The 11,535-nt window shown below is 70.7% G+C and carries 10 protein-coding genes; 2 read left to right on the top strand and 8 right to left on the bottom strand.

The window, feature by feature from the left end; all coding sequences use genetic code 11:
- The first annotated feature begins 106 nt into the window (after window positions 1-106).
- Window positions 107-328, top strand: coding sequence for a hypothetical protein (locus tag BN159_RS32695; protein WP_015661312.1), 222 nt, complete (start codon window positions 107-109; stop codon window positions 326-328).
- A 65-nt stretch (window positions 329-393) separates the two neighbouring features.
- Window positions 394-1,596 carry a TerD family protein gene (locus tag BN159_RS32690; protein WP_015661311.1) on the top strand — a complete coding sequence of 401 codons (1,203 nt, stop codon included), beginning with the start codon at window positions 394-396 and terminating at the stop codon, window positions 1,594-1,596.
- Window positions 1,597-1,668: 72 nt separating this feature from the next.
- On the opposite strand, the gene BN159_RS32685 is transcribed toward BN159_RS32690, so the two are convergent.
- From BN159_RS32685 to BN159_RS32650, 8 genes are all read right to left on the bottom strand, one after another.
- The gene (locus BN159_RS32685; protein ID WP_015661310.1) at window positions 1,669-2,685 is read right to left on the bottom strand and encodes a 1-aminocyclopropane-1-carboxylate deaminase; all 1,017 of its coding nucleotides are present in this window, start codon (window positions 2,683-2,685) and stop codon (window positions 1,669-1,671) included.
- Between the two features lie 69 nt (window positions 2,686-2,754).
- Entirely contained in the window at window positions 2,755-3,399 is a 645-nt protein-coding gene (locus tag BN159_RS32680; protein WP_015661309.1) for a GntR family transcriptional regulator, read from the bottom strand.
- A gap of 82 nt (window positions 3,400-3,481) precedes the next feature.
- A complete protein-coding gene (locus tag BN159_RS32675; RefSeq protein WP_015661308.1) occupies window positions 3,482-5,074 on the bottom strand; it encodes a TROVE domain-containing protein in 1,593 nt (530 codons plus the stop codon).
- A gap of 348 nt (window positions 5,075-5,422) precedes the next feature.
- On the bottom strand, window positions 5,423-6,880 hold the full coding sequence (locus tag BN159_RS32670) for an alkaline phosphatase PhoX (RefSeq protein WP_015661307.1): 1,458 nt from the start codon (window positions 6,878-6,880) through the stop codon (window positions 5,423-5,425).
- Window positions 6,881-6,991: 111 nt separating this feature from the next.
- Complete coding sequence (locus BN159_RS32665; RefSeq protein ID WP_015661306.1) at window positions 6,992-7,474, bottom strand: hypothetical protein; 483 nt, start codon at window positions 7,472-7,474, stop codon at window positions 6,992-6,994.
- 132 nt (window positions 7,475-7,606) lie between these two features.
- The gene (locus BN159_RS32660) at window positions 7,607-9,001 is read right to left on the bottom strand and encodes a hypothetical protein (RefSeq protein ID WP_015661305.1); all 1,395 of its coding nucleotides are present in this window, start codon (window positions 8,999-9,001) and stop codon (window positions 7,607-7,609) included.
- A gap of 79 nt (window positions 9,002-9,080) precedes the next feature.
- On the bottom strand, window positions 9,081-9,752 hold the full coding sequence (locus BN159_RS32655; protein ID WP_041820152.1) for a Crp/Fnr family transcriptional regulator: 672 nt from the start codon (window positions 9,750-9,752) through the stop codon (window positions 9,081-9,083).
- A gap of 84 nt (window positions 9,753-9,836) precedes the next feature.
- Window positions 9,837-11,264, bottom strand: coding sequence for a hypothetical protein (locus BN159_RS32650; RefSeq protein WP_015661303.1), 1,428 nt, complete (start codon window positions 11,262-11,264; stop codon window positions 9,837-9,839).
- Between the last annotated feature and the right edge of the window lie 271 nt (window positions 11,265-11,535).

The following is an 11,535-nucleotide window of genomic DNA, read 5'->3' as shown; positions in this document are numbered from 1 at the left end:
GCGGGGGGCTGGGGGCGGCAGCCCCCAGGGGATGGGACGGGTAGGGGCGGCGGGGGCGAGAAAAAGGGTTCGATTGCTGGTCAGGGGCGGTCGTAGGATCGCCGGCATGTCGAGACCGAGTGGGTTTGAGTACATGGTGCTGGGGGACGGGACCGTCCGGATTACGCATGCGGGGCGGGTCGCGGGGACGCTGCGCGGGGCCCGGGCTCAGGAGTTCGTCGAGGAAGTCAGCCGTGGGGACGCGCAGCTTGTCATGGCTCGGTGGACCGGGAACTACAAGCACGGCAACGAGCGCACCGCCCGGAACCACCCTCGCAACCGCCGTTGACCCGATCGGGCCCCTGGTAAGGGAACGGTAAAGCGACCTCGGTCGTTCAGAGGGACATGACAGCTATGACCCCCGGCTCGAACATCCCTCTGCCCGTCGCCCGCGTGACGGTGGACGTCACCGCCCCGGTGCGGCTCGACGTATCGAGCCTGCTGCTCACCGCCGACGGCAAGGTGCGCTCGGACGACGACTTCATCTTCTACAACCAGCCCACGGGCCCCGGCGTGACGTACCGCTCCGGCGGCGGCACGGCCCCCGACGCGATCACGGTCGACACCACGGCCGTGCCCCCCGGCATCGAGAAGATCGTCGTCACCGCCAGCCCGGACGCCGCCGGCCAGACCTTCCAGGGCATCGAACCGACGGCCACCATCCGCAACGCCGACGACAACTCCGCCCTGGCCACCTTCACACCCCCGCAGCTCGGCACCGAGACCGCCCTGGTCATCGTGGAGATCTACCTCCGCAACGGCGCCTGGAAGGCCCGAGCCGTCGGCCAGGGCTACGCCAACGGCCTCGCCGGCATCGCCACCGACTTCGGCGTCTCGGTCGAGGAACCCACACCGGCACCCACGCCGACACCGGCCCCGGTCGCCCCGCCCCAGCCCACCATGGCACCCCCCGTCACCCCGCCCGCCCCCCAGATGCCCCCGGCCGCACCCCCCGCCCCGGCCGCCGCCCCCGGCGCCGGAAAGATCAACCTCGACAAGGGCAGGGTCAGCCTCCAGAAGAACCAGACCGTCTCCCTCATCAAGGGCGGCCGCCCCCTGCTCTCCCAGGTCAAGATGGGCCTCGGCTGGGAGCCCGCGTACCGCGGCAAGGACATCGACCTGGACGCCTCGGTCATCGCCTACGGCCCGCAGCGCAATCACATCGACAGCTGCTATTTCGGCAAGCTCCAGATCGTGAACGGCGCCATCCGCCACTCCGGCGACAACCTCACCGGCGAGGGCGGAGGCGACGACGAGGTCATCACCGTGGATCTCGGCCGGCTCCCCCAGGAGGTCACCGGCCTGGTCTTCACCGTGAACTCCTTCTCGGGCCAGAAGTTCACCGAGGTCGCCAAGGCCTACTGCCGCCTGATCGACGGACTGACCGGCGAGGAACTGGTCCGCTTCGACCTGACCTCCGCCGAACCCCAGACCGGCGTGATGATGGCCAAGCTCATCCGCCAGTTCTCCGGCGAGTGGGACATGACGGCCATGGGCGACTTCGTGAAGTCCCGCACGGTCCGAGGGATGGTGAAGCCCGCGGCCCAGGCGCTGTAGCCACTAGCCGAGAAGCTCCGGGGCGCCCCCGACCCCCATCAGGGGGCGCCCGAGCCGTCGGTCACCCAGAGGTCAGAACAGCGCGCTGTACGCGTTCAGCGCCGGCTGCCCGCCCAAATGCGCGTACAGCACCGTCGCATCCCGCCCGATCTCCCCGCGCGTCACCATGTCGATCAGCCCGGCCATCGACTTCCCCTCGTACACCGGGTCCGTGACCATCCCCTCGGTCCGCGCCGCGAGCCGCATCGCCGCCAGCGTCGCCTCGTCGGGTATCCCGTACGTCCCCGCGTGGTACCGCTCGTCCAGTTCGACATCCGCCACGGTCAGCTCCGCACGTACGCCGATCAGCCGCCCGGTGCCGTGCGCGATCCGCGCGATCTGCTCCCGGGTCCGGGCGGGCGCGGCCGAGGCGTCCACCCCGATGACGCGCCGCGTACGGCCCCCGGCCTCCTCCAGCGCGCGGAACCCGGCGACCATCCCGGCCTGCGTCGACCCGGTCACCGAGCAGACGACGACCGTATCGAAGAAGACGCCCAATTCCCGTTCCTGTTTGGCGACTTCATAGGCCCAGCCCGCGAAGCCCAGCCCGCCGAGGGGATGGTCGGAGGCGCCCGCGGGAATGGCGTACGGCTTGCCGTCGCTCTCCTCGACCTCCCTGAGCGCCTGCTCCCAGCTCTCCTTGAACCCGATCCCGAACCCGGCCCGCACCAGCCGGACATCGGCTCCGGCGAGCCGGCTGACCAGGATGTTGCCGACCTTGTCGTAGACCGCGTCCGGCCAGTCCACCCAACTCTCCTGCACCAGCACGCACTTGAGCCCGGCACGGGCCGCGACGGCGGCGACCTGACGGGTGTGGTTGGACTGCACCCCGCCGATCGACACCAGCGTGTCGCACCCCTGCGCGAGCGCGTCGGCGACCAGGTACTCCAGCTTGCGCGTCTTGTTCCCGCCGTACGCGATCCCGGAGTTGCAGTCCTCCCGCTTGGCCCAGACCGAGGCGCCACCGAGGTGTGCGGTGAGGCGCTCGAGTCGGTGCACCGGCGACGGGCCGAAGAGCAGTGGGTAACGCTCGAAGGAAGCAAGGGACATACGGTCCTCCCGGATGAACTCGGTTCGACTCGGTACGACTCGGATCGACTCCGTACGACTCGGTTCGGCTCAGTCGGCGGCCAGCTCCTCCAGCCCCCGCCAGATCTCCGCCGTGACCCGCACCGCCGCCTCCGTGTCGCCCGCCGCGCACGCCTCGATCAGCCGCTCGTGCAGTCCGGGCGAACGACAGGCGCCGCCCTCGCCGAAGCGCCGTCGCTCCAGGCGGCGGATGAGGGGGGTGTAGCGGGCAACGGTCGCGGCGGCCGCGCGGTTGCGGCTCGCCCGGATCAGCACTTCGTGCAGCTCGTCGTCGGCGCGCAGGGCGGAATCGACGTCACCGGTCCCGACCGCGTCGGCGAACCTCTCGTTGGCCTCCCGCATCGTCTCGATGTCCGAGGCCCGCAGCCTGTCCACGGCCACCCTCGTGACCAGCTCGTGCATCGCCCCGACGACCGCGGCGGCGTCCCGTACATCGGCGGCGACGACCGGCGTCACGCGCGTATAGCTCTGCGGCTTGCTCTCCAGCAGCCCCTCGTCCACGAGCCGCGAGAAGGCCTCGCGCACCGGGGCCCGGGACAGGCCGAGACGCTCGGCCAGCTCGGCGTCCCGCACCACCGCGCCGGGCTCGATCTCCCCGGCCACGATGGCGTCCCTGATGGCTGCGTAGGCACGGTCCCTGAGCAGGGTGCGGCTCACCGGTCGGATGGCCTCCATGAACTGAAATGTTAGATGTCAATCCGGGCGCCGGACAAGGGTGTGGCCCGCACCCCCGTGAAGTGCGGGCCACGATCAGGGCTCAGGCGACCCAGGGCCAGTCGGCGTCCCGGGCGCTCTCGAGCAGCGGCACCATCCGGAACGCGGCGTCCGAGAGGCCGCCGAAGGTGTGCCTGTTGGGCACGCCGGACGGACCGTGGCCCGCCCGGTACCCGGCCAGGTTCCAGGTGTAGACCGGGATGTCCGCCGGGATCTGCTCGGTCGGGCCGCCGTGGCGGTTGAACGCGTACTGCTCGTCCGTGACGATCAGCACCCGGTCCTGGCCGCGGTAGTGCGCGCGGACCGCCGAGGTGGTGTCGGTGCCGCCCAGGTCGCCGAACCGCTCCAGGACCTTGAGCACCGACTCGCCCTTGCCGAAGGTCAGCCGCCGGCTCGTGGTGCCGAACTCGACGAGGTCCGCGTCCGCCGCCCGCAGCGCGAGCGCCGTACCGAAGATCGCCGCCGCGTCGGCCCGGTTGAGCTCCGAGCGGTCCGACAGCCGCGAGTAGAACATCGAACCCGAGCGGTCGACGAGCACCAGCGTCCGGCCGGGCAGCGCGGGCACGTTGGCCAGCGAGTGGCCGAGCGCCCGCTCCAGCGGGTAGGACCAGCGCAGCGACGGCGCGTGCTGGTAGGCGGCCAGGTACCGGAACGGGAACTGCCGCGAGCGCGCGACCTCCGCCGGGTCGCTGATCCGATCGGCGACCTGCGCGGCGACCTCGTCCGAGACACCCGCCTCGTCGAAGTTCCGCAGGTTCCGCACCAGCGCCATCGGGCCCATCGACGGGATGACGGCCTCCCAGGCCGCCTTGTCCATCGGCCCCTGGAGCCAGCCCGCCAGCGCCTCCCAGGTCATCCCGGCCGCGGCCAGCCGCTCGGCCCCGCCGTCCGACGTCACGACCGCACGCCGCTCCTCGACGGGCAGCGCCATCAGCTCGCGGTGGGCGACCAGCGTCCGGTTGGACGCGGGCGGCACCGCGGTGTCGGGGTTGTGCCGCCGGTCCAGGGCGTACTGGAACAGCTCGCCCTGCCAGGACTTCGCCGGGTCCGGCGCCGCGTGCACCAGGTTGAGGATGTCGCCGAAGCGGTAGCCCTTGGACGCGGTGTCGTACTTCAGCAGCGACTTGCCGCTGTAGAGCCGCCGTACGGCGTCGGCGATGCCCCGCTTGACGGGCTTGGGGACGTTACGGCCGTACGTCGCGGTCCAGTACGCCAGCAGTTCGCCGGGCTCGTCGGGCCGCTGGAGCACCGAGTCCACGACCCGCCGGTTCGACGGGCCCTCGGTGACGCCCGCGTCCAGCCGCGCCTTGACGTACTCGGCGGCGCCCACGACGGCGGCGGTACGGAGGTTGCCCTCGCCGCGCAGCCAGCCGAGCAGACCGGCCGTCCACTCCGGGTCGGTGACGGCGAGTTCGCGCACCAGCTTCTGGAAGCGGTCGTCGCGGGCGTCGCCGGACTCGTAGAAGGTCTGCTGGGAGACGAAGTTGGCGACCGCGAGCAGGAAGAGCTCGGAGCGCGCGTCGCGCTCACGGCCACGGCCGCCCTCGTAGGTACGCAGGACGCGGCCGGTGGAGGTCACGCGCGAGGTCGGCGGGGCCTTGGCGGTCCGGATGTTCCGGATGTTGAAGCGGGACATGCTGAATTCCCCCGAATTCAAAGCGGTTTCGGATCGTCTTCGGAGGAAGGCGCGCAAAAGGTGGATGCCCGAGATCAGGAGTCGGCGACGGACTAGTCAGATGCTCTATCCGATTGAGCTACACCGACCCGAAGTCGATGACGGGATTCGAACCCGCAACCTTCTGATCCAATGAAGTAACCGTTGCCTGCGCACCGGGCACCCACCATGAGCTGCGCCTCCCGAGTTCAAGTCGGCTGCGGCGTCGGATTCTTGGAGAAAGAAGTAGCCGCTGCCATCGCACCGGGAGGTGCGTGACGTCGTGAACTCACTGTAGGAGGCGCAGCATTCGGTGGGCGAGCGAATTAACTACCGCCCCTGGCGCTTCCAGGGTCCGGTGATCGCGAGCATGATGCCCGGGTCCTGGATGTTGGCGTACAGGGTGCGGCCGCTGGGCGAGAAGGTGACGCCGGTGAACTCGCTGTACTCCGGCTCCTCCTCGGTGCCGATGTTCAGGTCGTTGCGGGCGATCGGGTAGGTGCGGCCGCGGTCGGTGGCGCCGAACAGGTGCTGGATGCCCTCGCCGTCCTCGGCGATGATCAGGCCGCCGTAGGGGGAGACGGTGATGTTGTCGGGGCCGTCGAAGGCGCCAACCGCCGAGGGATCAGCGGGGTCGGCGTTCACGCCGAGGAGGACCTTCAGGGTGAGGGTGCGGCGCTTGGGGTCGTAGAACCAGACCTGGCCGTCGTGCGCCTGACCGGGGCTCTCCGCGCGGGCGTAGGAGGAGACGATGTACGCGCCGCCGTCACCCCACCACATGCCCTCCAGCTTGCGGCAGCGGGTGATCTGGCCGGCGGTGAACTGCTTGCGCACGGAGGTGGTCTTCGCGTCCCGGTCGGGCACGTCGATCCAGTCCACGCCGTACACCGTGCCGATCTTCGTGGCGCGGGAGAGGTCGTCGACGAACTGGCCGCCGGAGTCGAAGCACTTGGAGGCCTGGAGGCGGCCCGCGTCGTCGGCGAGGGTGCGGAACCTGCCGCGGCCGTGCCGGTAGCCCTCGGGCGGGGTCCAGCGGAACAGCAGGCCGTTGGGGTTGGAGGCGTCCTCGGTCAGATAGGCGTGGCCGCGCTTGGGGTCGATGACGACGGCCTCGTGGGCGTAGCGGCCCAGCGCCTTGATTGGCTTGGGGTTCTTGTTGGCGCGGCGGTCGGCGGGGTCGACCTCGAAGACATAGCCGTGGTCCTTGGTCATGCCCTTGGAGCCGGCCTTGTCCTCGGTCTCCTCGCAGGTGAGCCAGGTGTCCCAAGGCGTGGTGCCGCCCGCACAGTTGGTGGAGGTGCCGGCGATGCCGACCCACTCGGCGACCTTGCCGCCGGGGCGGACCTCGACGACCGTGCAGCCACCGGCCGCTGCGGGGTCGTAGACCAGGCCCTCGGCGAGCGGGACGGGGTGGTCGGCGTCGGCGTAGGCGCCGCCGATCTCGTGGTTGTTGACCAGCAGGGTGGTACCGCGCGGGCCGTCGAAGGCGGCGGTGCCGTCGTGGTTGGACGGCGTGCCCTCGCCGGACTCCAGCTTGGTCTTTCCGACGTGCGTCAGGATGCGGTACGAGAATCCGGCCGGCAGCGCCAGGATGCCGTCGGGGTCGGGGAGCAGCGGCCCGTACCCGAGGCTGATGTACGCGTGCAGCGGGTCCGCGCCGTCGGTCACGGTCTCGGTCGCGGCGAGGGCGTTCGGAGCGGTGGCGAGGGCGCCGACACTGCCCGCCAGCGCCACACCGGCTCCGGTGACGGCGGATTTCCTGGCGAAGTCCCTGCGGGTGAGCGACATGCTGTCTCCTGTGACGGTGGGTGTGCCGTGGAGGGTGGCGGACCTCGGTTCGACACCGTCCCGCCCGCGGCTGAACGGGAGTTGAACTCCGGGCGGCCACGGAGCCATGACTCACCCTCCTGACATCGCCACCGCGACCCCGCAGCACAGCATCACTCCGGTCCAGGGCATGGCCCGCAGCAGATGGCGGTTCTTGGCGTGCGCGATGACGCCCAGCAGACGTGCCATGTCCCAGAGCTGGGCGCACAGCTCGCGCGGGTCGGCGGAGGGCGGTATGTCCAGGCCCATGAAGCCGAAGGGGCTCAGCGGCAGCGGTACGCGCAGCCGGGGCCGCATGGCCCGCGCGAGGTGATAGCCGGAGACCAGGAAGGCCACGGCGAACAGGGCGAGGGCGACGTCGGTGAGCGAACCGTGCCGCTGCCGTTCGCCGTTGCCGAGCGTGGTCACCACCGCGACCACTCCCCCGGTGTGCACCACCAGCATGCTGTTGATCTTCGCATCGGCCTCCTGGACGTATCCCTGGAAGGCCGACAGCGCCCCCAGCCCCGCGGCCACGGCGATCTCCACCGCCCGGCCTCCCCCGTACTCCGACATCGACGCCCCCTGCCCCGACTCCCGTGCCACCAGGGTGCGGTGGCCCGGCCGGGCGAGCGGGCATCGCCCGTCAGGTGACGGGGTGGCGCCGGGGCACGGAGGAGGACACGTACGCGCGTTCGGGGGCGGATGTCAGCCCGCCGTCCATTCCTGCGTGCGGTCCCCGGGGCGGCAGCCCTCCATCCGCGGTCCGAGCCCGTCATCCCGGGCGGTGAGACAGTCGTCCGGGCGGGCGCCGTTGTGCAGGCGGAAGGAGCCCCTGCCACCGGGTACGGGTACGGCCCACCACTGCTGGGCCGGGAGGGCGGCGTACGCGTCGAGCGAGACCCGGCCCGTGCCCGGGTCCAGCGTCAGCGCCTGTGCGGATCCGGTCGTCAGCCTCAGCCGCCCGCCACTCACCGGGCTCCACCGCCAGGTCCGTCCGGCGCCCTCCCGGTCGTCCACGAGCCGGACGCCGGTCCCGTCGGCGACGAGGACCGAGCCCTCGCCCACATTGCCGACGGCGCCGCGCTCGTCCGCCGCGGTGGCCGACGGGACGTTCAGCGAGGGCCGCCCGACCTCGGAGCGTGAGGTCGCGGGCCCCGGGCGTTCGGGCGCAGGGGACGCCGTCTCCGCCGCCCAGACCGAGGCGTCGACGGTCCCGGCACCGCCGTGCGACCAGCTGAAGGTCAGCGAGCCGACCAGCGCCGCCGCCGTCAGCGCCGCCAGGGCCGGTGCCGCCAGGGAGGCCAGCACCAGCTTCGGCGTCCACTTGACGGCCCGCACGATACGGCGGACCCGGGGTGCAACGGTTCTTCCGACCCGGCGCCGCAACCAGGCGAACAACGAGGAGTTGACCGTCCTGCGCACCTCTTCCGCGGTGCGGCCGGGGGCGGTGAGATAGGCCCCGCGCTTCTTCTTGTGCTTGTCGAGCACCTGAACCGGCTGGAAGCTCGCCGGATCGACCCCGGCCGCCCAACCGCCGCGCACGGTCTGCTCGTACACGTACTGGCTGACGATCACCACGAGTTGCTGCTCGGTGAACTCCCGCTGGAGCCATTTCGCCTGCTGGCAGTCGACCAGCCGCTTGGCCTCCACGGCCCCCTCGCCCGCGGTGCCGAGCGCGCTGTCCGCGGCGAGGCCGGTGACGACGGAGAGGCGGACCCGGAGCAGTTTGGCGGGTTCCCGGCCGACGTTCTTCTTGGCGAGGGTGTCCTGGAAGGCGGCGACGAACTTGGCGACCACCAGGCTCATCCGCTTGCTGGGCCACAGAACGAGAAACCCGTCACCGTCCTTCTGAAAGCCTCGCCATTCCCCGCGCAACACTTCGGGCATCTGTGCGAGCGCCTCTTGGTAGGCCCCGTAGAGCGCGGCCTGCGCCTCCACCATCTCGGGGCCGAGGAAACTGCTGTAGTCGCCCAGATCGGCTCGAACGAAAACCGCTTCGAAGAGATTGTCGACTGAATCGGAACCGAGTCCGTCACCGGAGTCGGAGGCGTTGCCTTGCAAAGTGGGTGTGACCTCTCCTGACAGGAGGACGAAGTCCATGCCGTGGTGACAGCAGGTGAATATCACACCCGAACGAAGGGTCGCCACCCGCTTCGCGCCCGGTGCACGCCCCCCGTGTTTACTCCCTGTCGGCCACGGCACGGAGCCCCGTCAGATCCATGACGATGACACGCCGGTGATGAGCGTCCACGAGATCACGCAGCTCCCGCAGAGCGCGGTACGCGGTGCTCTCCGAGACCCCGATCAACTCGCCCCACTCCAGGTGCTTCAGGTCCATCGGAAGGATTACCTCCCGCCCGCGCACCGATTGCCCGAAGTCATCGGCCATCTCCACCAGAACCCGGGCAAGCCGGACAGTGGGGCTGCGCCGCCGATAGTCGACCCGCCGGCGGGTGGCCGCGGCCAGCTTCCGACTCACGGACTCCTGAAGCCGCGCCAGCACCTCCGGATGTTCGGCCTTGACCTGTTCGAATTCCCCCCACGACAACCGAAGCGCGGTGACGGGCTCACACCCGCAGGCAATGACGGAAGCACTACGAGGAGCCCCGCTCATCCCTGCCAGTTCCCCGACGAGGTCCCCGGACATACGAACGGCAACAAGGGTCCACCCCCCGTCGGTCAGCGAGGCGGTGACCTTCACATAAGAGGAGAGCAGCACGAAGACATCGGAATCGAGAGCGCCTTCGGAGATGAGAAAGGAGCCACGAGGGAAGGAGAATCGCGTCCCATACCGAGCAAGCGCACCCCGAGCCCCAGGACTCAACTCCCCGAGGAAACTACGAACACGCACCCCAACTCCCCAAAGGGGCGCGGGGAACTGCGCGACCAGCCACAGCGAACCCGCAGCCGCCGACGCTCCCCACACCCCACCCTCTTAGGCCTGCGACCGAGCCTTGAACGCAGCCTTCCGCGCTTCCTTCGCGATCCGCTTGTCCGGATGCAACCGCCCCATCGCCTCCAACACCTCCGCGGTAGCGGGATGATCCACCCGCCACACCGCCGCGAAGAACCCACTGTGCTGCTGAGCGAGCCCCTCGACAAGGGCCCGGAGCTCCTCGGAGTTCCCCTCCGCCGCCAACTGCGCGGCAACCGTGTCGATCGTCAGCCAGAACACCATCGCCTCACTGGGCACCGGCACATCCGCGGCCCCCCGCTCGGTCAGCCAGACCCGGGCAAGCCCACCCAGCTCAGGATCGTCCAGCACCTCCCGCAGCGCGGGCTCCGCCTCGACGCCGACCAGAGACAGCGCCTGCTGGCATCGCAGCCGTCGCAGTGGCGCCCCGGAGTCCGCCCCCCGGGCAGCCGCCAGCAACTCCCGTGCCGCGGGCAGCACTTCACGCCGGGTGAGCCACTGCTCGGTCTCCGCCTGCGCGGCACCGGGCGGGAACACGGCCGTACCGTCGAGCAGCGCATCGGCACCCTTGTCGGCGAGGTCCCCGACGGCCGGCGCCGAGAACCCGGCCTCCAACAGCCGCGCCCGCAGGCCGTACAGCCCGAGCGGGGTCAGCCGGACCATGCCGTACCGGGAGACATCGGTGTCGTCGACCGGCGCGGCCGGCTCCTCGTCGGCGTCCGCCATCAGCGCCTCGTCGACCGGCTGGTACGCCACCAGACCGACCGGCTCCAGCATCCGGAACTGGTCGTCGAGGCGCATCATCGCGTCGGAGACCTGCTCCAGCACGTCGTTGGTGGGCTCCCCCATGTCGCTGGGCACGATGACCGACGCGGCCAGCGCGGGCAGCGGCACCGGGGCCTCGCCGGGGCCGTCCTCGCTGACGGTGAGGAGGTAGAGGTTGCCGAGCACCTCGTCGAGGAACTCCGCCTCGGCCTCGGGGTCCCAGTCCAGCTGGGAGAAGTCGATCTCGCCGCCGTCCTCGAGGTTCACGGCGCCGACGAGGTCGTCGAGGTCCGGCACCGAGGCGTCCGCGAGCACCGTCTCCAGCGCGGACAGCCAGACCGCGAGCACGTCGTGCGGGGAGCCGCCGGTGAGCAGGGCGAGGTCCTCGCCCGCGGCGACGGTGCCCTCGTCCTCGTCGGTGATCTCGACGAGCCCGGAGTCGACCGCGACCCGCCATGCCTCGGAGGCGTCGGCCGCGGCGTCGTCGCCGGTCAGGCCGAGGAGTTCGGCGGCCGCGGGGAGCTGCTCCTCGGCGAGTCCGCCGCCGGCGTCGACCCGGGTGTCGGGACCGGCCCAGCGGGCGAGCCGGGCGGCCCGGGCGAGCAACGGCGTGGACAGCGCGTCCCGCGCCAGCTCCGCTTCGGGGTGCAGCCGTACCGGCGGCAGGGGGGAGCTGTCTGACATCGGCTGGTTCTCCTCGGGCGCGTCGTACCACTCGGCCGCTCAGCCTAGACCGCTTTGGCCCCATGCCGCCCGGTTCATCTACCCGTTGACCGGTGTACATGGCCGAAACCTTGACAAGTGGCCTGACCAGGCAGGAGATTACGCGCGTAGAAATTTATAGGACACCTGTTCACCGAATCTCTACGCGCGTCACAGCCGCCCCACCGGTTGCGGCTCCCACATTCCACGCTTCACCCTCGTCCCGGCACCCACGTATGTCCCCGGAGGGATC

The organism is Streptomyces davaonensis JCM 4913 (assembly GCF_000349325.1).
Lineage (GTDB): Bacteria > Actinomycetota > Actinomycetes > Streptomycetales > Streptomycetaceae > Streptomyces > Streptomyces davaonensis.
The sequence above is the reverse complement of the archived record's forward strand: the minus strand, read 5'-3'. Positions and strand labels throughout refer to the sequence as shown.

Bases quoted from the DNA above. Each gene is read 5' to 3' on its own strand.
- BN159_RS32675 (WP_015661308.1), bottom strand. From the start codon at position 5,074: ATGTCCCGCTTCAACATCCGGAACATCCGGACCGCCAAGGCCCCGCCG.
- BN159_RS32670 (WP_015661307.1), bottom strand. From the start codon at position 6,880: ATGTCGCTCACCCGCAGGGACTTCGCCAGGAAATCCGCCGTCACCGGA.
- BN159_RS32660 (WP_015661305.1), bottom strand. From the start codon at position 9,001: ATGGACTTCGTCCTCCTGTCAGGAGAGGTCACACCCACTTTGCAAGGC.
- BN159_RS32695 (WP_015661312.1), top strand. From the start codon at position 107: ATGTCGAGACCGAGTGGGTTTGAGTACATGGTGCTGGGGGACGGGACC.
- BN159_RS32685 (WP_015661310.1), bottom strand. From the start codon at position 2,685: ATGTCCCTTGCTTCCTTCGAGCGTTACCCACTGCTCTTCGGCCCGTCG.
- BN159_RS32650 (WP_015661303.1), bottom strand. From the start codon at position 11,264: ATGTCAGACAGCTCCCCCCTGCCGCCGGTACGGCTGCACCCCGAAGCG.
- BN159_RS32665 (WP_015661306.1), bottom strand. From the start codon at position 7,474: ATGTCGGAGTACGGGGGAGGCCGGGCGGTGGAGATCGCCGTGGCCGCG.
- BN159_RS32680 (WP_015661309.1), bottom strand. From the start codon at position 3,399: ATGGAGGCCATCCGACCGGTGAGCCGCACCCTGCTCAGGGACCGTGCC.
- BN159_RS32690 (WP_015661311.1), top strand. From the start codon at position 394: ATGACCCCCGGCTCGAACATCCCTCTGCCCGTCGCCCGCGTGACGGTG.